The organism is Filimonas zeae (assembly GCF_014641615.1).
GTDB classification, from domain to species: domain Bacteria; phylum Bacteroidota; class Bacteroidia; order Chitinophagales; family Chitinophagaceae; genus Filimonas; species Filimonas zeae.
This window is the reverse complement of sequence record NZ_BMIB01000004.1, coordinates 1,049,244-1,075,585: the sequence shown is the minus strand read 5'-3', so window position 1 is coordinate 1,075,585 and position 26,342 is coordinate 1,049,244. Positions and strand designations below refer to the sequence as shown.

Annotated in this window: 24 protein-coding genes; 19 read left to right on the top strand and 5 right to left on the bottom strand. The window is 47.8% G+C overall.

Annotated features, from left to right (window positions below; translation table 11 throughout):
- Positions 1–4: 4 nt before the first annotated feature.
- Together IEY13_RS22910 and IEY13_RS22905 are read left to right on the top strand one after the other, a co-directional pair.
- On the top strand, positions 5–739 hold the full coding sequence (locus IEY13_RS22910) for a hypothetical protein (RefSeq protein ID WP_188956623.1): 735 nt from the start codon (positions 5–7) through the stop codon (positions 737–739).
- Between the two features lie 47 nt (positions 740–786).
- Entirely contained in the window at positions 787–1,362 is a 576-nt protein-coding gene (locus tag IEY13_RS22905; protein WP_188956621.1) for a hypothetical protein, read from the top strand.
- Positions 1,363–1,470: 108 nt separating this feature from the next.
- Here IEY13_RS22905 and IEY13_RS22900 read toward each other — a convergent pair whose 3' ends face one another.
- The 3 genes from IEY13_RS22900 to IEY13_RS22890 all read right to left on the bottom strand — a co-directional run bounded on the left by IEY13_RS22900 (position 1,471) and on the right by IEY13_RS22890 (position 3,268).
- Positions 1,471–1,842, bottom strand: coding sequence for a hypothetical protein (locus tag IEY13_RS22900; protein ID WP_188956619.1), 372 nt, complete (start codon positions 1,840–1,842; stop codon positions 1,471–1,473).
- Entirely contained in the window at positions 1,827–2,522 is a 696-nt protein-coding gene (locus tag IEY13_RS22895) for a hypothetical protein (RefSeq protein WP_188956617.1), read from the bottom strand. Before IEY13_RS22895 ends, IEY13_RS22900 begins: the two co-directional genes overlap by 16 nt.
- Before the next feature lie 431 nt (positions 2,523–2,953).
- Positions 2,954–3,268 (bottom strand): ComEC/Rec2 family competence protein, encoded by a 315-nt coding sequence (locus IEY13_RS22890; protein WP_188956615.1) that lies wholly within the window; start codon positions 3,266–3,268, stop codon positions 2,954–2,956.
- A 259-nt stretch (positions 3,269–3,527) separates the two neighbouring features.
- Between IEY13_RS22890 and IEY13_RS22885 the strand changes: the two genes are divergently transcribed.
- From IEY13_RS22885 to IEY13_RS22845, 9 genes are all read left to right on the top strand, one after another.
- Positions 3,528–3,848 carry a hypothetical protein gene (locus IEY13_RS22885; protein ID WP_188956612.1) on the top strand — a complete coding sequence of 107 codons (321 nt, stop codon included), beginning with the start codon at positions 3,528–3,530 and terminating at the stop codon, positions 3,846–3,848.
- Positions 3,849–3,892: 44 nt separating this feature from the next.
- On the top strand, positions 3,893–4,213 hold the full coding sequence (locus IEY13_RS22880; protein WP_188956610.1) for a hypothetical protein: 321 nt from the start codon (positions 3,893–3,895) through the stop codon (positions 4,211–4,213).
- A gap of 371 nt (positions 4,214–4,584) precedes the next feature.
- Positions 4,585–5,574 carry a helix-turn-helix domain-containing protein gene (locus IEY13_RS22875; protein ID WP_188956608.1) on the top strand — a complete coding sequence of 330 codons (990 nt, stop codon included), beginning with the start codon at positions 4,585–4,587 and terminating at the stop codon, positions 5,572–5,574.
- Positions 5,575–5,619: 45 nt separating this feature from the next.
- Positions 5,620–5,937 carry a LytTR family DNA-binding domain-containing protein gene (locus IEY13_RS22870; protein WP_262891985.1) on the top strand — a complete coding sequence of 106 codons (318 nt, stop codon included), beginning with the start codon at positions 5,620–5,622 and terminating at the stop codon, positions 5,935–5,937.
- A 455-nt stretch (positions 5,938–6,392) separates the two neighbouring features.
- Entirely contained in the window at positions 6,393–6,962 is a 570-nt protein-coding gene (locus tag IEY13_RS22865) for a hypothetical protein (RefSeq protein ID WP_188956604.1), read from the top strand.
- Positions 6,959–7,396, top strand: a complete 438-nt coding sequence (locus tag IEY13_RS22860; protein ID WP_229687971.1) for a DUF5675 family protein — start codon at positions 6,959–6,961, stop codon at positions 7,394–7,396. Before IEY13_RS22865 ends, IEY13_RS22860 begins: the two co-directional genes overlap by 4 nt.
- Before the next feature lie 6 nt (positions 7,397–7,402).
- A complete protein-coding gene (locus IEY13_RS22855) occupies positions 7,403–7,630 on the top strand; it encodes a hypothetical protein (RefSeq protein ID WP_229687970.1) in 228 nt (75 codons plus the stop codon).
- Between the two features lie 349 nt (positions 7,631–7,979).
- Positions 7,980–8,381 (top strand): response regulator, encoded by a 402-nt coding sequence (locus tag IEY13_RS22850; RefSeq protein ID WP_188956601.1) that lies wholly within the window; start codon positions 7,980–7,982, stop codon positions 8,379–8,381.
- Between the two features lie 182 nt (positions 8,382–8,563).
- The gene (locus IEY13_RS22845) at positions 8,564–9,010 is read left to right on the top strand and encodes a response regulator (RefSeq protein ID WP_188956598.1); all 447 of its coding nucleotides are present in this window, start codon (positions 8,564–8,566) and stop codon (positions 9,008–9,010) included.
- Positions 9,011–9,061: 51 nt separating this feature from the next.
- Here IEY13_RS22845 and IEY13_RS22840 read toward each other — a convergent pair whose 3' ends face one another.
- On the bottom strand, positions 9,062–9,499 hold the full coding sequence (locus IEY13_RS22840; RefSeq protein WP_188956596.1) for a very short patch repair endonuclease: 438 nt from the start codon (positions 9,497–9,499) through the stop codon (positions 9,062–9,064).
- 132 nt (positions 9,500–9,631) lie between these two features.
- Here IEY13_RS22840 and IEY13_RS22835 point away from each other — a divergent pair, with 132 nt between their 5' ends.
- Positions 9,632–10,192 (top strand): hypothetical protein, encoded by a 561-nt coding sequence (locus tag IEY13_RS22835; RefSeq protein ID WP_188956594.1) that lies wholly within the window; start codon positions 9,632–9,634, stop codon positions 10,190–10,192.
- Positions 10,193–10,272: 80 nt separating this feature from the next.
- Positions 10,273–10,674, top strand: coding sequence for a hypothetical protein (locus IEY13_RS22830; protein WP_188956592.1), 402 nt, complete (start codon positions 10,273–10,275; stop codon positions 10,672–10,674).
- On the opposite strand, the gene IEY13_RS22825 is transcribed toward IEY13_RS22830, so the two are convergent.
- Complete coding sequence (locus tag IEY13_RS22825; protein ID WP_188956590.1) at positions 10,671–11,378, bottom strand: hypothetical protein; 708 nt, start codon at positions 11,376–11,378, stop codon at positions 10,671–10,673. The genes IEY13_RS22830 and IEY13_RS22825 overlap by 4 nt on opposite strands.
- A gap of 225 nt (positions 11,379–11,603) precedes the next feature.
- On the opposite strand from IEY13_RS22825, the gene IEY13_RS22820 reads away from it, so the two are divergent.
- From IEY13_RS22820 to IEY13_RS22795, 6 genes are all read left to right on the top strand, one after another.
- Entirely contained in the window at positions 11,604–14,480 is a 2,877-nt protein-coding gene (locus tag IEY13_RS22820; RefSeq protein WP_188956588.1) for an endo-acting ulvan lysase-like protein, read from the top strand.
- The gene (locus tag IEY13_RS22815; RefSeq protein WP_188956586.1) at positions 14,480–15,667 is read left to right on the top strand and encodes a glycoside hydrolase family 88 protein; all 1,188 of its coding nucleotides are present in this window, start codon (positions 14,480–14,482) and stop codon (positions 15,665–15,667) included. The genes IEY13_RS22820 and IEY13_RS22815 overlap by 1 nt, the downstream gene beginning before the upstream one ends.
- Positions 15,668–15,696: 29 nt before the next feature.
- The gene (locus IEY13_RS22810; protein WP_188956584.1) at positions 15,697–16,965 is read left to right on the top strand and encodes a sugar MFS transporter; all 1,269 of its coding nucleotides are present in this window, start codon (positions 15,697–15,699) and stop codon (positions 16,963–16,965) included.
- A 108-nt stretch (positions 16,966–17,073) separates the two neighbouring features.
- A complete protein-coding gene (locus IEY13_RS22805) occupies positions 17,074–21,156 on the top strand; it encodes a two-component regulator propeller domain-containing protein (protein WP_188956582.1) in 4,083 nt (1,360 codons plus the stop codon).
- Positions 21,157–21,288: 132 nt separating this feature from the next.
- Entirely contained in the window at positions 21,289–24,465 is a 3,177-nt protein-coding gene (locus tag IEY13_RS22800; protein ID WP_188956580.1) for a SusC/RagA family TonB-linked outer membrane protein, read from the top strand.
- A 19-nt stretch (positions 24,466–24,484) separates the two neighbouring features.
- Complete coding sequence (locus IEY13_RS22795; RefSeq protein WP_188956578.1) at positions 24,485–26,323, top strand: RagB/SusD family nutrient uptake outer membrane protein; 1,839 nt, start codon at positions 24,485–24,487, stop codon at positions 26,321–26,323.
- The last annotated feature ends 19 nt before the right edge of the window (positions 26,324–26,342 follow it).

Here is a 26,342-nt window from a genome sequence, read left to right as displayed (position 1 = left end):
TTTCATGTTAAGTGCCATTTTATACCCCCGCTACAGCGTACTGATAATAGCAGTTGCCCTTTTTGCGGCAACTTCCTGCCAGCAAAACAGCCATATAAATGCTGCTAAAGCTAAAAGTAATACCCCTGCTGTTACAGCACCTGCCAATGCTGAACAAGCGGATACATCTTCGGATGATGCGCCACTTGCACATTTTAAACACGAGGCTTTTAATGAGGATATAGACGACTTGCCACCCGCTATAGCGCAGTTTGTGCCGGGGGGCTATACCGCTATAGATACAGCCACGGGCGATCTGAACCTTGATTCCTGGCCGGATATGATACTGGTATTAAAAAAGAATGGGGAAGACACTACATCCGATGTGTCGGAGCATCCTGAAAAACGTCCGCTGTTAATTCTTACCGGCAAGGCAGACAATACCTGGCAGATAGCTGCCCGCAACGATAATGTGGTTTTATGTATCGACTGCGGTGGCGCCATGGGTGATCCGTTTATGAAGGTGGTAATAAAGAACGGGTATTTTTCTATAGAGCATTACGGTGGCAGCGCCTGGCGCTGGGGGCGGGTAACCACCTTCCGCTATGCTCCGGCTGATGCTTACTGGTATTTATACAAGGAGGGCTCTGAAAGTTTTCATGCAACAACAGACCCCAATAAGGTAACCACTACAATAAAGACCACTAAAGATTTCGGGAAGGTGCGGTTTGATGAGTATGATACCTATAAGGAGGATTAAAAAAGATGTGATTTTTCATTAACTTCAATCTGTTTAAAAATACTCCCTTGAAGAAAACAACCCTGCTCCTTATTGTACTAATGTGGTTTGCGTTGTATCTGGTACAATTCTCGTGGCTGTTTATGCTGCTGGCTCTTTTTATGCTTACAATTGTTGAAATAGTAAAAACAGTAAGAGAACGTAGGCAGCTTTCCAAACAGCGCTTATTGTCTTTATTTTCAATAACTACTCTTTTTTTGCTTACGATGTTCGATTGGAATGTAAGCAGGTGGATTGAACAGGCAGATCGTGCAATATTCAATGCTAAAAGGCAGGAGGTAGTGGAGCAGATAAAAAGCGGGCAATTGAAGCCGGCGTCCAAAGGCTATTTCCGGTTACCCTATTCTTTCCCTTGCCTTTCATCCGGCGGTAATTTAGTTTGGATAACCAGAAGTGAAAATAACCAATATGTTACAGTGCGCTTTGATACTAAGAATATGTTTAGCTCTTACTCAGCAAATATACAATTGGTATATACTAATGATCCGGAGGTTGCAGCAAATCTGGAAGGTCTAACTGAGCTTTATCCCGTTAATAATTGGAAAGTGCGTAGTAATTGGTATAGAACGTATAGTAATTATTAGCGTTGTTACAAGTGGCGGATATTTACGGCTAGTGGGCCTTCTCCAGGTATTTCAACAAAGCATTACCCAGTTGCTTTTCATCAGGTAAGTGCATATAGTTGGTTTTTTCTATTTTAAAGAGGCTTTCACAGCCTGTCTTAATAAAAAGTTCCTGGCTTCAGGGTTTTGAGCAATGTCTGAAGCAACAAAGCTACTCAGCTTGTTAATGGAAAGGTAATCTTTGTCAATTCGTGTTAATTCATATTGTTTGTAAATCTCTTCGCCTTCAGGAGTGTTGTTGTTTGTAAGAAATAAGAAGGTGGTAAGAATAAGCTTGCCGTCAACAATCTCTCCGGTAAAATAGCCTGCACGTTCCTGGTATATAGAAAAGGGGATTAGAAGAGACCCTTTAAAACGGATGGCCTTAACTGACATTTTAAAACTATAATATAAATGAATGTTCAGACTGGCCGCCGGTAGCCCATCTAAACGTTCTGCCAAGCGCTGTAGTGCATGAGATTGTATATATATACGGGAAGCTCTTCTCCCTTTGGTAAAAACAGGTTTTCCGGCGTTATAGAAACAAAGTTAATTGTGTTTCCGCATTTATAATCAGCAAAGCCAATCCGGTAAGCAATGCGGTTGTGGTCGCCGAGAGTAACCCATATGGTTTCCGTTTTAAGGGCGTGCATCAAAATAACATAACCTACGCCACCTTCGCCCTCTTTATGTAATCTTAGTTGCTGGGTTGCGCCGTAAAGGGTGTGCTGCAGGTTGCTGTCAATAACACATATGGTGTGCGTGTTCCTGTATAGTTTATCCAATGCTTCTGTAAAGGAGGGCACTTTAGGATAGTTCTTAAAATGCTCTAATGCACTGCATACCTTGTCTGCGTTGGCAAAGCTATCACACGTCAACTGCCCTGTATAGCTCATAAGAGTAAGGTGAATAAGAAAACATTCCTGTAAATTCAACTCTGTGACATCACCAATGCTAACTGAAACCGGATTGTTTTCCACCAGACTTCTTAGTATAGAACCCCATGATTTTAGCATGGCGGGTGCAATGTTATGCTCCTCCGCTGCTCTTATACGTATGGCTGTGCCCCTGTAGCCGAACATTTTCTGCCACTCCGATTCTGGTATGCAGCTGCAAAGCTCTGCGCCAATTGCATCCTGCAAAAATGTTGTAAGGTTTTGTATAAAAGTATTCCGGTATCTGGCTAGATCTTCTTTTTGCCTCCGGTTATCAATGGCTTTTTTCCTGCTTTAGGCATAGATCGCTAATTTCTATGCAAAAAGTTATACCGCCAAGGCTTGAACAAAATGAACAAAAGTTATTTCTGCTCGATCGCCTTCCGTTATACACGTAAGAATACCTTTTACAAGTTGGTGAAGCGCTTTCTGTTTAATAATATATTGCTGTTTTTACTCTATATTCAGCCTGTTAAAGCTTTTTTAGGTAAGTAATAGCTAAGAAGTTCTATTTTATTTTGTATAGCCTGAGAGCTGTCGTAATCAAAGGTGAATTTTCTTGAATTGGGTGTAGTAAGGTTTGTAAACCTTAAAGGCACTTTTTACTAACTAATTTACTATTAATCTTTTCATGGTTTTTAAGCTTGGAAAACTTTGTCTCCTGGTGTGTAGGAATTTATAAGAGTGCTAAATGTATCTAGCTTGCCACTAATAGCAGCAGTTCTCTTTATATGTTCTAAAAACTCTTGCGAACCATGAGCGATGCTGGTGCAGTGTATGTTATATCCGTTTTCGTGGAAGGTTTTGAGAACTTCAAAATGTGGATGCTTATATTTAGCATTTACGCCTGCTGATGCGATCGCATGCCGTTTATCCGCTTTTAATATTTGCTCCCAGAATGGGGCGTGGTAGTTTTTATAAGAACCATGATGTGGAAGTTGTACAACGGACAATTTTTTATTTGTAAAGTTAAGGACTAGCCCGCGTCTTTTTTATTAAATGCTTTCCTCACTGCGCGCGGTAGTCTTACAATCGGTTTTTATTACAAAATGCCTGTAAAAAGGGGATCTCCTCGACAGGATAAAAACATTCAATTGTATGCATACCATATTAAAACACCTCACCCCATAGCAAAATTTCGATCTGCGATTACTTATCGACAGGCTCGTAGCGTATTTCCCAATCTCCAAAACTGTCTGTTATAACTGGAAAATGGCAAGCATAGCAAGCTATAATAGCGGATGCAGCTGGCAAATTCAGGAGCAGCAAACACTCTCTTTAAGCCTTATTATTGTTCCTGATGAGGGTGCTGACTATCCAGGGGCGGAAATTATCAAAGTAATCCAAAATCTGGCAAAGCCAGATTTCAAAGCCAGGTGCATAATATATAAGCCTGTTTTAGATAATCCGCTAGGCACCAGCGGCGATGCGTTTGTTTTGAAAGCGCTGGAATCTGGTGAAGTAGTCTATCGTAAACACAAGGCACCTGCTGCCAGTGAGGGGGTGAGCAGCCATAATCAGCCCGTTTGCTAACTATGTATCGTTTAAATCCGTTAAATACCGCTTCGTAATCCGCTATGAACATTCAAAACATACCCGATGAATTACTGGAAGAGCTGTGTCTGGAGGTGCGGTTTTTCTTTTTAAACTACCCTTATAAGCAGTGCAGAAAATTGCTGTGGCAGTTCTACACGGCTTCGGTATATCACAGTGCTGATAGTAGTAGCGGACAGGAAAATAGTAACAGGCTTTTTATGTATGAGCGTATAGAAGAGTTTTTGCGACTGCTGAATGCACTGGATAAAAAGATGCAGGGGTTTGAGCCGGTTGAAGGCTCGTGCGAACGTAAAAGAGGCTCTGATAAAACCAGGCGTAAGGCGCAATCAGCAAAAGCATAACACGGCTCAGAAAAAATATTTCTGAATCAACAGTTGATGTGAAGTACGCATTTCCGCCCCCTATAAAAGGTATGCAAAAGCTGTAACAGCACTGGCAGGGCATTTCAGCCTCATCCCTAACGATATTTGCAGTACTGCCTGTTTTAAGACATTAATATTTTCACTTCTGCATATGTGTTGCTTTTTCAGTTAAATGATATTGTTATATAAGAAGCCTGCCAACCCGTTGGTAAATACCTGTGGATATTTTAACGTTTCTTTTCAATAAGAACCGTTGTTTCTCCGTTTTAGGTGGCAAATATTTGACTTCTATCATTGTTATATAATGATATTTGTTTCAGAACAATTGCCCAACCATAAAAACGTACCCAATGACATTTCTGCCTATCGGTAAACCCGAAGAAGATGTTGCTATTGTTAATCAGCTGCCACAACAGTATGCCTATGCAACGCACCAGCTAAAAGGTGCAGCAGTCCGTAGTATTGTATGGAAAGAAGGCGCTGTAATGATCCAGTCTGCATCAATAGGTGCTGTTACCTTTCATCTGTACCAGATTTATGTAAAAGAGCATCAGTTGTTAACAGTGTCGGTGCCGGAAGCTATTACTGCACTGTGGTTGGTGATGAAGGGTAATGCACTGGTATATACAGAAGGGGTAGGGCAGCACAAATTTCACGAGGGGGAGTGTTTGCTGGCGCATAGCCCGGCCACAACGGAACACTACATGCGATTAGCCCCTGGCATGTATCAGTTTGCCTGTATTACTTTAACGCAGCAGCAGGTGCAACACCTGGCTACGGTAAACGCTCAATTGGCTCATTTCAGTGCCTGTGTGTCGTCCGGCGAAAGGCGTTCTGTAATGCAGCTTACAGTTTCGGGCTTGCCGGGGAGAGATGCATTGCTGAGTCGGTTAATTGCTATTGATTACCATAACCCCGGTAGTTGTGTACGGGCACTTTCCCTGGCAGATAGCCTGTTAAATGGATATGTACTACGCTTGCGGCAGTTAATGCGCAGCAGGAAAATGAATAACGGCATGGTGCCACTGGCTACAGAAATACAGACTTATATTCATAAGCACTTTCATAAACACCTTACTACTGGCGTGCTGGCTGAACATTTTGGTGTAAGCGATTTTACTATATATACTGCTTTTTTTAGTATTACTAACCAAACAGTAAAGCAGTATATAATAGAGCAGCAGTTGTTGAAAGCCTGTGACTATCTGAGGCGTAAAGGTGCTTCGGTTAAATGCTGTGCCTGTGAAATAGGGATGAGTGAAACCTGCCTGCTCAGGTATTATAAACGCCGTTTTGGCTGTGCGCCATCTGCATTGAGACGGCGCAAGCTGTTTGCCTGATCCGTCTGCTTAGTTATTCATTATATAAATCTAAAACCTGGAATCATGCCGCGCCTCTACCTACCGCAGTACCCACGCTATGTATGCGTTGAACAAAGTAATATTATGCTAATAGAGGGAGGGAAAATATACTCCACTGTTATAACTACTACCGAAAGTATTCTCATTCGAAAACCGCTTACACAACTGCATCAGACGGTAGGGTATGTTCAGTTTTGCCGCGTGCATACTGCCTATGTAGTTTCTCTTGATCATATTGTATTCTTTACAGCGGAGCTTATAAACCTCGGCAGTCGCGAGGTGCCTATCGGAAGAACATACCGCGAGGCATTTTATAAGCGCATCACCTTCCTGGGTGAGTAAACGTATATTTATTTAATGTATGTCTGCCATTTTGCGGGTCGGTTTTGCCTTCACCATTCCTTCGGTGTGGGTTCGCCACGGGTTCGCTTCCCCTTCGCCTGGGCAGTTGCTATAGAATTTTTTCCGGGGTGACAGCGTGGCGGTATGCGGCAGGTATGCTCTGAAACCCTTGCTGCAGGCCGTAACTGACATAGAACGCAGTCTGCATAAGGGTTTGAGGCCTGTCTCATGTCGTTTGCCTACACGAAACTGTCGTTTGCATACTCCAAACTGTCGTTTGCCTACTTCGCGTTCAAAACACCCTCTCCCCAATAGTATCATTGCTATGTCAACCGCCGGTAACCGGGGCCGACGCTGAAAGCTGAGTTGGGAGAAGCGTCCCCAACAAGGCTTTACCCGGATAGCGGTGGTGGCAAATGGAAACACAAATTGAATAACGTGTAAAAAGAATTACAATGGCAGAGTCAAAAAATAATATAGTCACCTTCGGTTTAAGTGGTCTGGTGGGCGATCTGTTAGTGTTCACCAAAAGGGCGGGTAAAACCATCGTTTCCCGCAAGCCGGATAAATCATCCGTGCCACCTACCCCACTTCAGATATCCGTTCGCGAACGCTTCAGAGAAGCCGTTCAATACGCAAAGTCCATCCTCAGCATACCTGCCGCAAAAGCCATGTATGAGGAAATGACCAAACCCGGCCAGAGTGCGTTTAACCTGGCCATGGCCGATGTGTGGAAGGCGCCACAGATTTTTGATGTGGTGGTAACGCAATACACGGGCCTGGTAGGCAGTACAGTAACGGTAGATACGGTAGATCGCTATAAGGTGGTATCCGTAGAGGTGTCCATTTTTACGGAGCAGGATGTGCTGATTGAAAAAGGCATGGCGGTAATGCAGGAGAATGGGCGCGATTGGGTGTATACGGCAACAGTAGTAAATAACAATCCGGATGGCTGCATAGTAAGGGCGCTGGCTAAAGACCGACCCGGTAACGAAGCCAATCTGGAAAGACTGGTGCAGTTATGATAACACTACAACTACAGCGTATGTATTATCCGCGCGGCACCAATGGTATACTCAGAATGCATGGCGATATTGTTTGCTATACCATTGAACTGCCCTGGCTGGATAACCGCACCAACGCATCGTGCGTGCCCGAAGGTCGCTACCGGCTGCTGCAAAGGCAGAGCCCGAAGTTCAGTAATCACCTGTGGTTACAGGATGTGCCTGGCCGCGAGTTGATTCTGATACACCCTGCCAACAATGCTGCCCGCGAATTAAAAGGCTGTATTGCGCCCGTAAGCGCTTTAACAGGTAAGGGTGAGGGCGAAAGTAGCAGAAGGGCCATGAGTAAGCTGATGCGGTTGCTGCAACCTGCCTTTGAGCTGGAACAGGAAGTGTGGCTGCAGATTGAGTCACTGCCTGTAGGCATCACCCCATTATTTAAAAACTATAATTAACAAACCATGACACAGAAACAAATAGATCAGTTGAGTCTTAAACAAAGAGCAAAACAGGAAACCCCACCCTTCTTTGAAAAGCTGCGCAATATGGGGCTGGCGTTAACCGCTGCCAGTGCTGTAATTATTGCCTCGCCGGTGGTGTTGCCGGCAGGTGTAATAACAGCTGCGGGTTACCTGGCGGTGGCAGGCAGTGTGGCCGCGGCTATTAGTCAGATTACTGTAAAAGGGTAACCAATAATAAAACCGCTGCCCCGTAAGGCGGCGGTTTTCATAAGTTCTTTGACATATTGGAAAAAATTAAGCACCAGTTAATGCAGGCAGCGTGCCCGGGGCGTTTATTATAAACAGAGGGTGCATCATATAATGATGTGCCCTCTTATTTTATAGCCGTTAAAACGAACATTAGGGGGCGCAGCTTTGTTATGCATGTTTTTTTAACAATCCGGGGCAACCGCTAAAGAAATCTTAATAAGTAAGGGATGATTCGTTTTAAGCATCGTATTTGCTAATACCGGGTTGAAAAAGGCCCGCTAACCTCTATTATGCCGGCTGTATTCTTTCATAACAAAAAGGAGGTGTGATGATAAGAATCATGTTAGTGGAGGATGACAAAGACGACCAGTTCTTTTTTAAAACCGCAGTGGATGAAATTCATCCGGAGATTGTGGTGCATGTAGTGGAAAGTGGTCACGCGGCTATTCTGGAAATGCTGGATACTCCGCCGGATATCATTATATCCGATTACAACATGCCCGTTATGAATGCGCATGAGCTGTGGCTGGAAGTATCCAGAACAAAGCCTGATATCCCATTTATTACCATGTCGGCTAATGCCAATCTGAAAGTGGCAGACAACTTTCGCCCTACGTATCTATTTGAAAAGCCCGACTCGTATGATGGCTTAAAGGCTTTACTGGGCAGGCTTATTCTCGGCGATCTGGCTGAGAGTAGTTATCCGCATCTGGTACTCAGATTCCGCTAACGTTTACAACTAACGGCGCACAGTGGTGCCGGGATAATTTGCCGGCATAGCTGTGCAGGTCCGTTAACATTTATTGTGTATTACCTTAAGTTATTTTTTACAATTTTTACAGCTCATCATCTGGTTTTGGCATCCTGTTGGTGTTTAAATTAAATACCTATTGATTTAAACACCGTTAGTGTATGAAAAAAGTGAACGTGATAATATTAGACGATGATGCAGATGACAGGATGTTGTTGCAGGAAGCGCTGGATCCTGGTCATTTTAACATAGTAGCCAGCTGTTCTTCTGGCCTTGATTTACTGTCGTTTCTGGCGGAAAACCCTTGTCCGGATATGATTATTGCCGACTTCTATCTCCCCGGTATGAACTCGCTGGATGTTTTACGTCGCATACGGCTAAGGTGTGCTGAGCCCTCTTTCCTGTATGTGGTGCTGAGTGGCGCAAATGTGGAGCAGGATCCGCTGATTCATGAGAATCTGCACCTGTTTGATGCCGTTATGGAGAAGCCGGACGAGTACAAAAAGCTGATTAGTCTCAATGCTGATCTTATCAGTATTGCACGTAGCAGAGGGAAGATACAGGATGAGGCTTCCGGCGAAATGCAGGGCATGGCAGCTACCGGATAACGAAACTGTTTGAATAAGTGCTTTGCAGCAACCCTCTCTGCATAGTGCCGGTTATTTGTTTTGTAATTGCTTACTGCCTAATATACTCAAAACAAGTCTGGCCAGCGTATCATCCAGTACCGCCTTCTTCAGCTCACATTCCCAGATGGTAATTATTTTCCACCCCATTGCTGCCAGCAGCGTTTCTGCTTTCTGATCGTTGGTAATGTTGGTGTTAATTTTATTCAGCCACCATTCTGTACGTGTTTTGGGTACCACATAGTACTTGCAGTGGGCATGCCCATGCCAGAAGCAGCCATGAATAAAAACAACCGTTTTGTATTTAGGCAGCACCAGATCTGGCTTGCCAGGCAGCGATTTATCGTGCAGCCGGAACCGGAACCCCCGCGCATGCAAAAAACGGCGCACCAGTATTTCGGGTTTGGTATCCTTACCCTTAATCTGGCTCATGTTATAGCTGCGCGTTTCCTTATTGTGTACGTCTGCCATGCTGCCGTTTGGTAGAAAAGTATCTTATTTCATGCCGGAATTGGAATGCACCTCAAATTTATTGGCTTATCAGCATCTGTGTATATTTGATTTGTCAAGGCTATAAATGATCTGCCCCTAAACTCTTTAAGAATGAAGCAGTTAAAAATAAAACCCGTTTTCTGGATAGTGTGTGCTATTGGATTGTTGGCTGCCTGGCTGGAATGGAAGCCGGTGCATGTAGTTGATTTTGGTCTGGAAACCTGGTTGAGATTACTGTCAATGGGATTGCTTTATCTGCTGGCAATAGTGGTACTTTTCCTGAATGTTAGAAGATATGTGAACAAAGAAGGCAAGCGTTCTTTTTTGCCGTTCTGCGCGGCCATTGGATTTATTGGGCTGGTGTGGGGGCATAGGTTGCTGTTGGCAGGGCTGGATGGTTTACCAAACGCCTATGTGGCAGTAAATCTGGAAATTGGTGCGGGTGATGGTGGCCTTTCGCTTGTTTTTAAAGAGGGCAATTGGGTAAAGGTGTTACAGCAAAACACCCCTGCGTTTGCTGAATCATGGGGTACCTATGAACAGCATGGAGATACGTTAATTATACAGGCCGACACGGGATTTCATCTGGGAAGGAGCGCTGTAATGGAAAAAAGCCAACTACGGTTTATTGATTCGGGTGTAGTGTTTTCTCTGGCAGCCGATAAGCCATAAGCTTGAATAGCGCATAAGAGGACCTGTAAACAAAACTGCCGCTTATCCGTTTATATACAATAGTATCCAAAAAACACCTGATGGCTTATACACACTTAGCGTTCCTGCACCCGGAACAAACGATTGCCGCCTTAGACATCAAAAAACGTATTGACGATCGCTTTGCCCGTATGCCCGGTAGTAATAAACCCATAGCGGCACTTACCGGTGACAACCTGATAGTAACTTTCGACGATGGCTATAGCTTTCACATCCACTTTTCGGCTGACTTACATGTAAGCATTGAAGCCAGCGAAATTGCCGATCAGTTTACAACAGATTGGGCTGGGGAAGCACTGGATAAAGAAGCCTTGCGCAAGAGTACTCAGCGTATTGAGTTCTACGGCGATCATGACCCTGAGATGAATTACTTTAACGACAGTCTGTTTCTGTTAGAAGAAATAGATGCAGCAGGGAAGGTAATAATTGTGCAAACGCATTAATCTGTCTGAACACCGTTAAGTAATGTTTCATTTATTGCTTCGCGGAAAGTATTGGAATATACAATACGGTCATCACGCCCAAATACAAGCCGGCAATCGGTGGTAAATGAACCCTGAAGGCGGGAGGATTTGGCTATAATAATTTCTCCCGGCCTCAGATAGATACTGGGTTGTCCTGTTCCGCACCCCTCCATGCGTTGTTGAACAGCAACCCATTCACCCTGTCTGTTCCTGCATTCGAGGCGCATAAAAATTATGTCAAAACTTCTACCTATCCACACTATAGAGTCACAGATGTTCCGGAGGGTTACCAAACGTGCATTGTAGTGCTGGGCGGCAGCATTATTAAAGCTTCCATCTTCGGCAGCGTATTCGGTGGGTAAATCTGTAGTAATGCTGGTGTCTACAAGAATTTGTAGTTTATTAACTGAGTAATTGCGGGTAGCGGGAAGCACTTTTGGCCATTGCGGTATAGGGGTTCTGCCCCGGAGAAATTGCTTTCCAATGGCAATGGTGTCCTTCACTGGTCCAAAATAATAGATAGGGTAACCGGCAGGGGCCGTGCGTGCTTCACGGGGCAGTTCCGTGGTATAGGTGGTGTCTATCAGTACAAAATCACTTTTTTCGTAAATGCATACCTGTTTATTTCTGCCGGAGCAGAAAAGCAGGCAGAAAAGTGGGAAAAGGGATAATAACGTTCGCATACACATTGGATGCAATGCCACCGGGAATTCATAAAGAAACCGGGCTTTCTTTGAGCTCCGGCAGAAATAAGGCCATCATCCGCCCATCTGAACAATAACACCCTCATAATTGGTAAAAAACTCCCTCACCCCTCCATAAACCCCGATCTATTTTTGCCATAGCAGGCGCTTCCAACAGGGGCAGACCAATTCCTCTCCCGTAGCTCCGGCTGATTAAATGCCATTATGAATCAGACTATTCTGCTTTTCCGGCTGCTTGCCTTTTCGGTTAAAACTGTATTGCTGCCGCTGGGTAGCCTGCTGGCAGTTGCCACGGCGCAGCCGATACAATTACCAGCAGACTTTTCGCAGCAACACCCCCGTCTGGAGGTGACCAACACACAACTTCCCCGGCTAAAAGCGTGGACACTGCAAAACGAAACCGCCCGCAAAACGGTAAGCCGCATGCGGGAAAGCATAGATAATTACGTAACTCGCTGCCAGGCAGACAGTAGCTGGATGCTCAGCCGCCTGCAGATGTACTGGAAAACCCGGCATACAGAGGTGTATATAAAAGGGGGTGTTTTTGACCATGCCGAAGGCGAAGCCCCGGTGCCTACTGTACGCTTTCCTGGTGCACGCGACCATATTACCCCGTACGGGGCGCCCAAACCGGAAGATCTGCTGCCGTATGCAGACGACCCGCGGGGTGTTTACCTGGTAAACCGCTCCAAACCCGGTGCGCCCATGGAGTGGGTGGAAGTGGCCAAAACCGGTCGTGCCATTGAATCTGTTAACACCCAGCTGATGGGCTTTGCGCATACCGCTGCCTGGCTGTACCGCCTGACAGACGATGACAAATACGCCCGCTTTGCATTCGGGCTGTTTGATACCTATATGACCGGTATGCACTACCGCGAAACGCCGCATGACCTTACCCACGGCCACCACGAAACTATTGCCGGGCTGGCCACCTTTGAGGTAATACAGGAGGCAGCACTGCTCACCAGCCTCACCGGTATTTACGATCTGCTGTACCAATACCTGCAACAGCGGTCACCCCGGCAAATAGAGGTGTACACCGCTGTGTTTAAAAAGTGGGCAGAGGTGCAGATTAACCACGGTGTAGCCTTTAATAACTGGAACCTGATAGAAGCACGCAACGTGCTGAATATTGCCGCAGTGCTGGAAGATAACCGCGCTTACCCCGATGGTAAGGGCCGCCAGTACTATATCAGCAACATCTTAAATACCGATTCTGAACGCCAGTGGAGCCTGTATAAGCTGCTACAGCAAGGCTACGATTCCACCACCGGTATCTGGAACGAATGCCCCGGCTATTCTCTGAATGTGCTGGCTGATTTTACCGGTGTGGTACAGCGTTTTGATAAACAGTTTCAGCACGATCTGCTGCCGGATATGCCCGTGCTGGAAAAAGCAGTACCTGCCGCAGCGCAGTACCTGTTTCCCAATGGTTTTTTCTCTGCCTTTGGCGATTCGCATTATGGCAGGCTTTCCCTTACCCCGGCCCGGCAGTTGCTAGCCAATGCACAGCTGCACCGCAAGCCGCAACAGATAGCAGCCTTTAGCCGCTACCTCAAAACACTGGAAGCATTTAACCGGCACACAGGCGAAGCAGCAACTCCGGAAAAGAAAGAAGGCATAGCCGCTACACTGTTGGTAGAAGAACCTGTAACTGCCACAACAGATACCACACAACCCGGCAGTATTACAGCCTATGTTACTCCGGTATTCAGCGCGCCCAAAGTAAGCTACCTGGCCTTGCGCAACGGCTTTGATCCGGTAAACGGGTTAATGGCAGCACTATCCGGCTCTAAAGGCAATCACATGCACGCAGGCGGTATTTCTATGGAACTGTTTGGTAAGGGCATGGTGCTGGCACCCGAAGCAGGTATAGGCACCAGTTATTTTCAGCCAGACTATGGCGAGTACTATTCGCAGTTTCCGGCGCATAATACCGTAGCGGTAGATGGTATCTCTGCCTATCCGGTTATGAAAAGCAATCATGGTTTTGAGTTGCTGCACAGTTATCCCGCCTCCGGTGTAAAAGCAGGCTTTTTTCCGCTGGTAAGTTTTGCCAGTGTGGCCTTTCTGGAACCGGAAACACAGGCCCGGCAGAACAGGTTACTCGGCATTGTCAGAACCAGCGATACAACCGGGTATTACATAGATGTGTTCCGCTCTGCCCGGCAGGATGGAAAAGATAAAATGCACGATTATTTCTATCACAGCATGGGCCAGCAGCTAACCGTACTGGATAGTGCAGGTGCACCGCTGAACCTGCAACCCACAGAGCGGCTAACGTTTGCTGGTGGTCACTTATCGGCCTATGATTATTTCTGGGATAAAAAATCGGTAGTTACGGATAAGGATATTCAGGCACAGTTTCAATTGACGATGCCCAATGGCCCGGAATTACAGATGCATATGTGGATGAAGGGAGAACCCAACCGGGAAGTATTTGCCGTAAAAGCGCCGCCCTCTAAAGCCATTGATCGTATGGGGCTTCCGCAGAGCGTAGCTACCCTGCCATTACCCACTATTATAGCCCGGCAAACAGGAGCGGCCTGGAACAAACCTTTTACCGTAGTACTGGAACCTGCTACAGCAGGCATACCTAAAGATATTACCGCCATCCAAAGCTTTACACCGCAAACCAGCAGCGTCGCAGTAACAGGCTTAACTATTAACACCCGCAACGGCAGCACCCAATGGGTGTTCTGCGGGGCAGACAGTACCGCCACCGCCAGTTATCAGCAACGCTGGAGCAATGGCGTATATGGTGTAATAAGCGAGCAGGGTAATCAATTGCAGTACCTGTTTATGGGCAGCGGCAGCAGCATAGGCAGCGGTGCCTACAGCATTACCGCAAAACAAAACAATACCGCCGCCGCCTTATGCAAACAAAGCGATGGCTGGTATTTTGCCGCAGATAAGCCCGTGGTATTAACCCTGCCATTAAACAGCGTAACCGGTAACCGCTTAAAACTAACAGCAGACAATACCACCCGTGAGTACACCGGTAAAACCCTGCGCACCAATGGTGGTATACGCGTGGCTTTTACGCTGCCTGCAGTCACTTATTCTAAAATACAATTCTGATGCGCATAACAACGATTGCTTTGCTGGGTATCCTCTGTTTGCAGGCGTGTACCATGGCAAAAAAGTTTTCTTCTGAACCGGCCTTGAATTATAGTGTGCAGCAGGTTACGGTTGCTGCCGGTCAGCTGCATGGGTACGACAGTATTCCCCGCAGTATTGCTGCCGGTGCCAGCCGCTGGAGCCTGGTGGATTATAAGGATTGGACTTCCGGCTTCTGGTCCGGCCTGCTCTGGTATGTATACGAATACACCAGAGATACCACCTGGCGTAACAAAGCAGATAGTTTCAGCCGTACCCTTACGCCATTGGCTTACAACAAAGCCTTCGATCATGATATTGGTTTTCAGTTGTATTGCAGCATGGGCAATGGCCTGCGCCTTACGGGCGATACCAGCTATAAACGCATACTGCTGGCCGCGGCCGATACATTGGCTACGTTGTACAATCCGCAGGTGGGTACCATTTTATCCTGGCCGCGCAATGTGCAAATGCTGGGCGGGCACAACACTATTATCGATAACATGATTAACCTGGAACTGCTGTTCTGGGCCGCAAAAAATGGAAGCCCTCATTGTTACAATATAGCCGTACAGCACGCCAATACTACTATGCAGCACCATTTCAGGCCAGATTACTCCGCGTATCATGTAGTGGTATACGATACAGTAACCGGTAAGGTGCTGCGCAAACAAACGCATCAGGGTTATGCCGATAGCAGTATGTGGGCGCGCGGCCAATCCTGGGCTATATACGGCTACACACTTTGCTACCGCGAAACCCGCAAGCCGGAATACCTGGCCTTTGCGCAGCAGGTAGCCAATGTGTACTTACAAAGGCTGGGTGATGAACAGATTCCTTACTGGGATTTTGATGACGTTGCTATACCCAATGCTCCGCGCGATGCCTCGGCCGCAGCCGTAACAGCATCTGCCTTGCTGGAGCTGAGTACCCTGGTAACAGATTCGGCCACAGGCCAGCATTACCGGCAGAAAGCCACTGCTATGCTGGCGGAACTATCTACCAAACGCTGGCAGTCTGGTAAACGCAACTGTGCACTTTTATTACACAGTACGGGGAATAAACCGAATGGCAGTGAGATAGATGCTTCGATAGTGTATGCCGACTACTACTACCTGGAAGCGTTGCTGCGTTTACAAAAGTTGCAGCAGGGTAAACCCTTATTCTAACCGGCAAGCGCCTCAGTTAAAAAATTGATATGATAGAAAAGCCTGCTTTTACAGAGAAGAAATTTATTGTCACCTTCCTGTTTGTTACCTCCCTGTTTTTGTTATGGGGTGTGGCGCATTCCATCAGCGATGTGCTGAATAAACACTTTCAGAACGTGCTGCATTTGTCAAAATCGCAATCCGGCCTTATTCAGTTTTCCGTGTTTGGGGCGTACTTTTTTATGAGTATACCAGCCGGGCTGTTTATGAAACGTTTTGGCTATAAAAACGGTGTAATACTGGGCCTGCTGTTGTTTGCGCTGGGTGCGTTTATGTTTGTGCCAGCGGCAGACAGGGTATCCTTTCCGTTTTTCCGCCTGGCTTTGTTTGTGCTGGGCTGCGGCATGGCTACACTGGAAACAGTGGCCCATCCGTTTGTGGCAGCCCTGGGCCACCAGGGTACCAGCGACCGGCGTATCAATTTTTCCCAATCGTTCAACGCCCTGGGTACCATGATTGGTCCCGCACTGGGCAGTAGTCTGTTACTGGCTGGCAGCGGCGCTGCGGGCGATCTGGCTTCCGTTAAAACATTATACACCGGCATTGGCATAGTGCTGCTGGCAGTGGTAGTGGCTTTTGCTTTTGTAAAAGTACCCGCGGTTACCAGCGCACACGGTGCGGAAGAAGCTGGTGATAAAGAGGTGACCGCACAGAAAGCCGCAACCGCTGGCAATGCCGCCGCCGCGCAGGCTGCTGCGCCGGCTAAAAAGCTGTTTCAGTACCGGCATTTTGTATGGGCGGTGATAGCGCAGTTTTTTAACGTAGCCGCACAGGCCGGTACCTGGGGGTTCTTTATCAACTACGGGCATGATGTAATGGGCTTTACCGATGCCAGTGCCGCCAACTATATGATTGTGTTTATGGCTATGATGGCCCTGGGGCGTATAGCAGGTACATCGCTGATGAAGTTTGTGGCGCCCCATAAAATGCTGGCTGCTTTTGCTTTTGGCAGCATGGTTATGTGTTGCATGGTGGCGCAGGGCTGGGGCTGGTTTTCGTTCAGCGCCCTGCTGATGATAAATTTCTTCTTCAGCATTATGTTTCCTACCATCTTCAGCCTGGGTTTAAAAAGCCTGGGTGCACATACGCAACAGGCTTCTTCCTTTATTTCCATGGGCGTGGTAGGTGGCGCCTTTTTCCCGTTTGTAATGGGGCTGGTAGCCAATCACGATGTGGCAAAAGCCTATTACCTGCCGGTGGTATGTTACTTTATTATCTTTTTGTTTGGCGCATGTTTATATAGGGTAAAGGAATTGTAGTAAAACCTGTAATTTACCGCAGCCATACTTCACTATTATTTGCCGGTTACCATGTATCAGCTACTGCCATATCAGCTTTTCCGTTTTCTGCCAAAAGTCGTTGCCGTTATGGCCGCACTGTTATATGCAGTAACAGCCGCTACGGCACCTTTGCCGCCGGTATCGTTTCTGGATAATGAGCAGGGTTTATCTAACAACACGGTGCGCAGTATTTTTCAGGATCATAAGGGGTTTATATGGCTGGGCACGTTTGATGGACTAAACCGGTACGATGGTTATAACTGCCGGGTGTACCGCAATAAGTCGGGCGACACACAATCGCTGGTACATAATATTATTCTTGCTGTTACGGAAGACAGTGCGCATAATATATGGGTTGGCACCCGGCAGGGCGTAAGCCGCCTATCGCCATTATGGAACCGGTTTAACACCGTATACCTGCGCGGTAATAAAACCCAGCCACTGAAAGCCGTGGTAAAAGAAGTGCGGGCCGATAAAAACAACAACATATTCCTGGCCACAGAAGGTATGGGGCTACTGGTATGCGCCCGCTCCGGCCTGGAAGCGCAGCCTGTTACGTTAATGCAGGCAGGTCGGCCGGTTACGGGTTACACAGTAAAATCGGTACGTATAGATGCTGCCGGTAACGTATGGGCACTGATTCACAAATACGGGCTGGCGCGCTATAGCTATGCGGCGCAGCAGCTGGTACTGGTAAACGCCTCGCATACCAATGCCGCCTGTATGGAAATGCAGGGCAGCAACCTGGTAATAGCAGATGGCTATGCCTTGTACGGCTACAACCCCGCTATGCCGGAGCCTTCGGTTATGTTCAGCTTTCAGCAGCAACTGCCCGAGGCCGGAAGCATTGTTTCTTTTTCGATAGATGAAGAAGGGCGTTACTGGATGGGTACGGTGCTGGGCAACCTGCTGGCCTGGAAGCCCGGTGAGCAGCATGCCATGCTGATGAGCAGAAACGAAGGGCCGGGTGCGTTAAGTAAAATGGGCTTACATGCTTTGTTTGTGGACAGACAGGGCCGCAAATGGATAGGCACTGCTACCAGTGGCGCAGCTATTATAGACCCGCAGAAGGGCCGTTTTCAAACGCTTACGCAGGAGCCGGGTAACAGCAACTCCCTGGCCGATAAAGTGGTATCTGCCTTATACGAAGCCGAAGATGGAATCCTGTATATTGGTACCGACGGTGGAGGCGTATCTATATGGAACCGCCAGCACAACACTTTTGTTACGTTAAGCAATCAGCCTGGTAATGCGCATTCCCTTTCTGACAATGCCGTTACCGCTATTAAAGCAGATAACACGCAGCATATATGGATAGCTACCTTCCGGCACGGCCTTAACCGCTACACACCGGCTACGGGTAAAATAGATAAATACCTGTTACAGAACCCCGGATACAATATGAACGACCGGGTAGCGTATTCGGTACTGGAAGATCGTGGTCGCCGCCTATGGGTATCTACCCTGCGCCAGAACAGCGTGTTTGGTGCTTTGTACAGCCTCAATGCCACCACCGATAAGTTTGAAGTGTTTGATGCTTCCCTGTCAGATCTGTTTACGTTGTACGAAGATGGCAACGGCGTGTTATGGGGCGGTAACCTGAACCAGCTGGTAAAGATTGACCGGGTGAATAAAAAGCACACCTTTTATAACATTGGCTATGCTGTGCGGAGTATTTATGAAGATAAAGGCGGTAATCTGTGGCTGGGTACAGAAGGCGGTGGCCTGCAATTGTTTGACAGAATGCGCCAGCGTGTTACCGCACGCTACTCCACCGCCGAAGGACTGAGCAGTGATGTGGTGCTTACCATACTGGAAGATGGCAACGGTTATTTATGGCTCAGTACTTTTAACGGACTTACGCGTTTTGACCGTAACAAACATACCTGCCGCAACTACTACCAGGCAGATGGTTTGCAGAGCAATCAGTTTCATTACAACAGTGGCCTGGCACTCCGCAACGGGCAGCTGGCCTTTGGTGGTATTAAAGGGTTAAACCTGTTTAGCCCCGAAGCCATACGCGCCAACCATGCCATGCCGCCTTTGCAACTGACAGATGTAATTATTAATAACATACCCGTTGCAGAAGATACTTCTTTTGTAAAACAACTGGCCGGTGGCAGCATTGCCGCTATTACGGTGCCTTACAGCAAAGCCGTGCTGGCTTTTAGTTACACCGCATTGGAATACAGTGTACCGGGCAAAATATCCTACGCCTATTATATGGAAGGGTGGGATAGAAGCTGGAACCAGGCAGGCAATATGCGCACTGCTGCTTACACCCACCTGGATGAAGGCAGTTATGTGTTTCGCGTTAAAAGCACCAATGGCGAGGGGGAATGGAATGCGCAGGAAATTGCCATACGCATAACCGTGTTACCGCCCTGGTACCGCAGTTGGTGGGCTTACCTGTTATATGGTGTTTGCCTTATTGCCGCTATTTATTTGTTCATCAGTTATAAAACCCGCCAGGGTCGGCTGCATTATGAAGTAAAAGTGGCGCAGCTGCAAACCCGCGAGGCACAGCTGACTGCACAGAAGGAAAAAGAAGTGCATGAAAAGCGGCTTACCTTTTTCACCAACCTGTCGCACGAGTTTCGTACACCCCTTACGCTGATTATTGATCCCGTAAAAGAAATGATTGAGCAGGAGAAAGAGCCGGCGTTAAAGGAAAGCCTGCATATGGTGTTCCGCAACGCCCGGCGGCTGCTGAGCCTGGTAGATCAGTTGCTGCTTTTCCGCAAAGCAGAAGCCGAGGCCGACACCCTGCATCTGACCATGCTGAATGCGGTAGAGTTATGTAGCGAGGTATACTACAGCTTTATACAGCAGGCACGGATAAAAAAACTGGATTACCGCTTTGAATGTGCAGAGCAGGAAATTGCGTTGTGTGCCGACCGCGAAAAGCTGGAAATCATTGTATTCAACCTGCTATCCAACGCCATTAAGTTTACACCCAACGGCGGCGGGGTAGTGCTGAAGCTGGAAGCTACCGACACGCAGGTAATGATACAGGTAAACGATAGCGGTGCCGGTATACCCGAAGGCACAGGGGACAAACTGTTCAACCGCTTTTACCAGGTAAAAGACAGTGCCACTGCCGGTAAAACCGGTTTTGGTATAGGCCTGTTTCTGGTAAAGCATTTTACCGGCCTGCATCATGGCCAGGTAAGCTACCAAAGCCAGCTGAACGGTGGCACCACGTTTACGCTGGCCCTGTTAAAAGGTACTGCCCATTTTGGGGAACAGGAAATCAGCGCTGCTACGGAAACCACAGCGCCCGCCGCCCTGCCCGAACCGGAAGCGCCCGAAATAGCTGCCGACAAAGGCAGGGAACTCACCACACTGATTACCGAAAAGCCTACGCTGCTGATGGTAGATGATGATGACGACCTGCGCAGCTATGTGAGCAAAGTATTCAGTAATGAGTTTACTGTACTACAGGCCGTGAATGCGCAGGAGGGCCTTGCCCTTGCGCAGCAATACCTGCCCGATTTAATTATCAGCGATATTACCATGGCCGGCACCGATGGCGTGGATTTGTGTAAACAGGTAAAAGAGAATACATCCTTATCGCACATACCGGTAATTCTGCTTACCGCCAGCACCGCTTCTGAAACCCGCCTGCGGGGCATTGAAGCCGGGGCAGATGATTATATTACCAAGCCGTTTGAAAAAGAGTTGCTGAAAGCGCGGGTAGTAAGCCTGCTGAAAAAACGCAACTCGCTGCAACAGTATTTCTATAACGAAATTACCCTGCAACAGAACGATGGAAAGGTATCCGTAGAGTATCGCGAGTTTCTGGATAAGTGTATCCGCATAGTGGAAGATCATCTGGACGATGAAACCTTTTCTATCAAAACCCTCAGTACAGAAATGGGGATGAGCCGGTCCAGCCTGTACCGGAAGGTAAACTCCGTATCGGGGCAGAGCATTATCGGGTTTATCCGGTTTATCCGTTTGCGCAAAGCTGCCGAACTGATGATTACCACCGAAAACAATGTAACCGAAATAGCAGCCGTTACCGGCTTTAACGATATCAAATATTTCCGCACGCATTTTTCTAAACTGTTTGGCATGAACCCGTCGGAATACATTCAGCGTTTCCGGAAGCCCTTTCATAATAATCTGCAACTGAATAAAAATATCCGCAAGCCAGATCAGGGGTGATTGGACATTTATCCCCCCTTTTTTGGTTTAAAAAACCACCCCCTCAGGTAAATCCCCCCTCTACTTTTGAGGTGTTCAACAACTTCGATTGCGATGTCGTTCACTTCTTTTCCATCTTCAACAAATTGCTGTATGAGAACAATCAGATTGTTTTTATTGCCCTTACTGGCAGTGCTGCTGGGCAGCCTGTGTACCTGGGCCCAAACCCGCACCCTGAAGGGAAGGGTTACCGATGCGGGTGCCGATACCGCACTGGCTAATGTGGCCATTAAAGTAGAAGGAGCCGCTACCGGCACTGCTACCGATGCGCAGGGCCGTTTTACTATTCAGCTACCCGCAGGTGGTAAACTGGTGGTAAGCCATATTGGTTACACCACGCTTACGGTAACGCCCGATGCCTCCGGCACCGTAGCCATTCAGTTAGAAAAAGCAAACGCTGCCGACCTGGGCGATGTGGTGGTGGTAGGTTATGGCGCCCGTAAAAAAGCCACCCTTACCGGTTCTATTGTGCAGGTAGGCGAGGAAGTGTTTAAAGACCGCCCGGTAGCCAATGCCGGCCTGGCCTTGCAGGGTTTTATACCCGGCCTGCAGATTACCCGCACCTCTACCCGCCCCGGTAATGAAGGGCTGGGTATTGTAATGCGTGGCGCCTCTTCCATTTCCGGGGTGGACCCGCTGATTATTGTAGACGGTGTGCCGCTGATTGGCACCTGGGAGTTTAACCAGATTAACCCCAACGATATTGAAACCGTTACGGCGTTAAAAGATGCCTCTGCCGCTATTTATGGCGCACGTGCGCAGGGTGGTGTTATACTGGTAACTACCAAAAGAGGTAAGGGAGGTAAAATGGTAGTAAGCTATAACTCCAACTTTAACCTCAATAGCATTGGCATTACCGTACCCTGGGCTTCTATGTCGCAATGGGCGGGCCTGTACCTGCAAACCTCTACTTCTGATAAAAGGGATGTGGCCGGTAACCCGATAGAATGGTTTCCGCAGTGGACCAAAGAAAACCTGATAAAGATGGCGGCAGATTCCTCGTTTGATTATACCGACCCTGCCGGTATTGTACACCACTACGCCAACAACAACTGGCAGGATGCCTTATATGGCTCCGCGTGGAGCAATCAGCAAAACCTGTCTGTCCGTGGCTCCAATGGCAAAACCGCCTATATGTTTTCGCTGGGCTATTCCGATAACAAATCCCTGCTGAAAACAGCCTATGATGGCGAGAAGAAATACACCGCGCGCTTTAACTACGATTATAATATCAGCGATCGCGTGCGGTTAGAAACTGGTGTATCGTTCGACAACCGCACGGTGCAAAGCCCGCGTAATGGAATAGGTAACGGTTTTTTTGATGCACCTATATTTCCCGTATACAACAAGCTGGGCCAGTACTACGATGATTATGGGTACAGAAACCCTGTGGCCTTTACCAAATCTGGCGGTACTGCTAAAAACAGAGAAGGTATTATAAGGCTGAACGCAAAACTGATAGCAGAAGTAGCCAAAGGCTTAAAGCTTACCGGTAACGCAGCAGTGGTAAAGCGCGACGGCTGGAACACGGCGTACAACCAAACCTTTAACCTGTGGAACTGGCTGGGTACCAAAGTGAACTCGGTACAATACGCCCCACCTAATAACCCCAACATTTCAGAAACAGTGGGCAACACGGTATATCAAACCTATAGCGCCCAGGCAGATTATATAAAAACCATTGCACAGCATCACAACATGGCGGTAATGGCCGGCACCTCTGCCGAGTTGTCTGAAACCAGAAGCCTCAACGCTTCGCGTTCTCAGTTACAGTACGAAGGTTTGTATGATATCAACACCGCTATATCGCCCACCACGGCTTCCTTTACCGGATTAAACTCCGGCGGGGCCAGCCACTGGGGCCTGGTATCTTACTTTACCCGTGTTAACTACGATTACAAGAGAAAGTACCTGCTGGAGTTTCTCGGTCGCCGCGATGGCTCCTCCCGTTTTGATGTAAGCAACCGCTGGAGCAATTTCTACGGCGTATCAGGCGGATGGCGCATTACCGAAGAGAAGTTTATGGAGCGTGCCACCTGGCTGAACGAATTAAAACTGAAAGCCGGATATGGTGAAACAGGCGGACAAGCCAGCCTGGGCAACTACGATTATCTGGCGTTGATAGGCACCGGCACTGCGTTGTTTGGTTCTACTCCGGCGTTACAGCCCACCGGTTACCTGAATGGTATTACCACTAACCAGCGTACCTGGGAAAGAATGGTGAAGAAGAACATAGCCCTGGAGTTTGGTACCCTGCATAACCGGTTAAGCGGTGTGTTTGAAATGTTTGAGAACAAAAACGTAGGTATGCTGATACGAGTGGTATACCCTACCACACTGGGTGGCCCGGCACCTACCACCAACAGCGGTACCCTGCGTACCCGTGGGTGGGAACTGACGCTGAACTGGAAAGACAAAGTGGGTGAGGTGCAGTACAACGTAGGCTTTAACCTGTTTAATGCAAAAAATACGGTTTTATCCTACGCCGGTGCCAACACCTGGGCCGAGGGTAAGTATACTACCCCGCGCGAAGGCTACCCATTAAACAGCCTGTATGTATATAAAACCGATGGCTATTTTACCACACAGCAGGAAGCCAACGACTATTTTGCCAGATACGGTTCAACCGGCCGTGTAGCTACTTACAGTGGTGGTGCCGGTGCTACCAACGTGCTGCGCCCCGGCGACCTGAAGGTGGTTGACCTGGATGGAGATAATAAAATTACCGCTACCGGCACCGGTGCCAAAGGCAGTGGCGACCTGTATTTCTATGGTGATGCCGACCCGCATTATCAGTTTGGTGTTAACCTGGGTGCACAATGGCGTGGGTTTGATTTCAGTGCGTTTATACAGGGTGTATACAAGTGGAACATACTGCGTACAGGTAATGGCCGTGCGCCTTTCTTCCGCAACTATCTTAACGTAAACACTACGTATATAGGTAAAACATGGACACCGGATAACACAGGTGCGCCTTTCCCACGCCTTTCTTTTGATGCCAACGTAAACAACTGGAACTGGCAGTTTAACGATGTAAATGTGCAGAACCTGCGCTATGCCCGCCTGAAGATGCTGGTGATAGGTTATACACTGCCCCGTTCCATATCGTCACGCATAAAATCAGAAAGGGCCAGAGTATTCTTTTCCGGGAACGATTTGTTTGAGCTGACCTCTGTGCGCGATGGTTTTGATCCGGAACGTGGAGAAAGCAGCGATAACAGTTATCCCTTTTTCAGAACCTGGTCGTTCGGTGTAAATCTCACTTTTTAGATTCTTTAAAACGATGGTTATGCCTGCAATAAAAGCATTGAATATAGTCACAGCAGCGGCGTTTGCAGTACTGTTTGCGTCCTGCACCAAAACCTTTCTGGATCTGAATCCGCTGGATCAGCCTACAGAAGCCGTGTATTTTAAAACGCCTGAGCAGTTTAAAGCTGCGGCCAATGATTTTTATAACAAAATGATTGGCTTTCGCCCGGTAAGCGGCAGTAATATTTATAACTGGATGGATTGGGGCAGCGACCTGCTGAACCCCGGTTACGGATGGCCCTCGCTGCTGAACGCAGCAGATATGTACTGGAACAACCCTTATGCGTATATACGCGGCAATAATATTCTGATAGCCAAAGTAGCACAGTACCCCGGAGATTATGCAGGTATTAAACAGTATGTGTCTGCCGCTTATTTCTTCCGCGCCTGGCATCACTTTTTTCTGCTGAAGCGTTTTGGCGGTGTGCCTGTTGATACAGTAGTGGCCGATGTAAACAGCACCCTGCTTACTGCACCGCGCAACAGCCGCTATGAGGTTACAAAGCAGATACTGTCTGATCTGGATGTGGCTATAGATGGCCTGCCACTGGAGGCAGCTATTGCTGCCGGCGATAAAGGGCAGGTAAGTAAACAGGCGGCCATGGCGTTTAAAGCAAGAGTGCTGCTGTATGAGGGTACTTACGAAAAATATGTAGGCAAGACTACCGATGGTGATGGCGTTTCGTCCGGTGCAGGCAGCAATGGATATGATGCCGGTAATGTTACAAAATACCTTACAGAGGCAGCAGCACTGAGTCAGCAGGTGATGAGCTATGGCGATTACTCGCTGTTCTCCGGTGTAGACTCCCTCAGTTACCGCTACCTGTTTATACTGGAAGATGCGGCTTCTAACCCGAAGGGACTTACCAAAGCGGCCAACAAAGAATACATTCTTTCCAGCAAGTACGACTATACCCTGTTAACGGGCAATGCCAACCTTACACATACCGGTGGCGGTGGTATATCCCGCAAGCTGATGGATATGTTTTTGTGTAAAGACGGATTACCTTATAGTGTATCGCCACTGGCAAAGGGTTATGCGTTAATGACCGATGAGTTTGAAAACCGCGAGTCGCGCATGACCTGTATAACCGGCGCACCCCGCCAGAAGTACTGGGGTTTCAGCTCGGCCTACGGAGCCAACTATACACTGGCCAATTATTTAACCGTAGCCAACTGGCCTTCTTACATCAACGTATCGTATCCCGATTTAAGCAATGGTGGCAGCGGCTACGGCAGCCGTAAATGGAGCAGTGAGCATCCGGGCCGGAATGATTATCAGGAATCGTACGACTATCCGCAGATACGCCTGGCAGAAGTATATCTCATTTATGCGGAAGCCAAATGCGAGTTGGGCAACGGTACTATTTCAGATGCAGACTTAAACAGTTCTATCAACAAGATAAGAGCGCGTGCGGGGGCTGCACCGCTTACCAACGCACTGATAGCACCTTACCCCTCCCTTACCATGCTGGGCGAAATACGCCGCGAGCGTACGCTGGAACTGTTAAGCGAGAATACCCGCTTTACCGATCTGTTCCGCTGGGGCATTGCCGAGCAGGAGCTGAACCAGACACCCAAAGGCATGATAGTGCAGTACAACGGGCAGCCTACGGAGATAGCTACGTTTACCAACCCCTATACCAAACTGCCATCGTACAAACCCGGTACCTATGCGTTTGGGGTAGATGCGGCAACAGGGGCGGTAATACTCAGCGGCCCTCCGGCGGTGCCTATGACAAAGAAGAATTATCTCACCTCCATTCCGCAGGATCAGATAACCCTGAACCCACGGCTGCTGCAAAACCCGCAGTATTAATGGCAGGTGTTCACGCTAA

What these genes read in the sequence shown, in the direction of transcription:
- IEY13_RS22840 (WP_188956596.1), bottom strand. Translation starts at nt 9,499, where the DNA reads ATGGCAGACGTACACAATAAGGAAACGCGCAGCTATAACATGAGCCAG.
- IEY13_RS22880 (WP_188956610.1), top strand. Translation starts at nt 3,893, where the DNA reads ATGAACATTCAAAACATACCCGATGAATTACTGGAAGAGCTGTGTCTG.
- IEY13_RS22795 (WP_188956578.1), top strand. Translation starts at nt 24,485, where the DNA reads ATGCCTGCAATAAAAGCATTGAATATAGTCACAGCAGCGGCGTTTGCA.
- IEY13_RS22835 (WP_188956594.1), top strand. Translation starts at nt 9,632, where the DNA reads ATGAAGCAGTTAAAAATAAAACCCGTTTTCTGGATAGTGTGTGCTATT.
- IEY13_RS22810 (WP_188956584.1), top strand. Translation starts at nt 15,697, where the DNA reads ATGATAGAAAAGCCTGCTTTTACAGAGAAGAAATTTATTGTCACCTTC.
- IEY13_RS22875 (WP_188956608.1), top strand. Translation starts at nt 4,585, where the DNA reads ATGACATTTCTGCCTATCGGTAAACCCGAAGAAGATGTTGCTATTGTT.
- IEY13_RS22885 (WP_188956612.1), top strand. Translation starts at nt 3,528, where the DNA reads ATGGCAAGCATAGCAAGCTATAATAGCGGATGCAGCTGGCAAATTCAG.
- IEY13_RS22865 (WP_188956604.1), top strand. Translation starts at nt 6,393, where the DNA reads ATGGCAGAGTCAAAAAATAATATAGTCACCTTCGGTTTAAGTGGTCTG.
- IEY13_RS22845 (WP_188956598.1), top strand. Translation starts at nt 8,564, where the DNA reads ATGAAAAAAGTGAACGTGATAATATTAGACGATGATGCAGATGACAGG.
- IEY13_RS22820 (WP_188956588.1), top strand. Translation starts at nt 11,604, where the DNA reads ATGAATCAGACTATTCTGCTTTTCCGGCTGCTTGCCTTTTCGGTTAAA.
- IEY13_RS22855 (WP_229687970.1), top strand. Translation starts at nt 7,403, where the DNA reads ATGACACAGAAACAAATAGATCAGTTGAGTCTTAAACAAAGAGCAAAA.
- IEY13_RS22910 (WP_188956623.1), top strand. Translation starts at nt 5, where the DNA reads ATGTTAAGTGCCATTTTATACCCCCGCTACAGCGTACTGATAATAGCA.
- IEY13_RS22870 (WP_262891985.1), top strand. Translation starts at nt 5,620, where the DNA reads ATGCCGCGCCTCTACCTACCGCAGTACCCACGCTATGTATGCGTTGAA.
- IEY13_RS22815 (WP_188956586.1), top strand. Translation starts at nt 14,480, where the DNA reads ATGCGCATAACAACGATTGCTTTGCTGGGTATCCTCTGTTTGCAGGCG.
- IEY13_RS22805 (WP_188956582.1), top strand. Translation starts at nt 17,074, where the DNA reads ATGGCCGCACTGTTATATGCAGTAACAGCCGCTACGGCACCTTTGCCG.
- IEY13_RS22825 (WP_188956590.1), bottom strand. Translation starts at nt 11,378, where the DNA reads ATGCGAACGTTATTATCCCTTTTCCCACTTTTCTGCCTGCTTTTCTGC.
- IEY13_RS22800 (WP_188956580.1), top strand. Translation starts at nt 21,289, where the DNA reads ATGAGAACAATCAGATTGTTTTTATTGCCCTTACTGGCAGTGCTGCTG.
- IEY13_RS22830 (WP_188956592.1), top strand. Translation starts at nt 10,273, where the DNA reads ATGGCTTATACACACTTAGCGTTCCTGCACCCGGAACAAACGATTGCC.
- IEY13_RS22860 (WP_229687971.1), top strand. Translation starts at nt 6,959, where the DNA reads ATGATAACACTACAACTACAGCGTATGTATTATCCGCGCGGCACCAAT.
- IEY13_RS22850 (WP_188956601.1), top strand. Translation starts at nt 7,980, where the DNA reads ATGATAAGAATCATGTTAGTGGAGGATGACAAAGACGACCAGTTCTTT.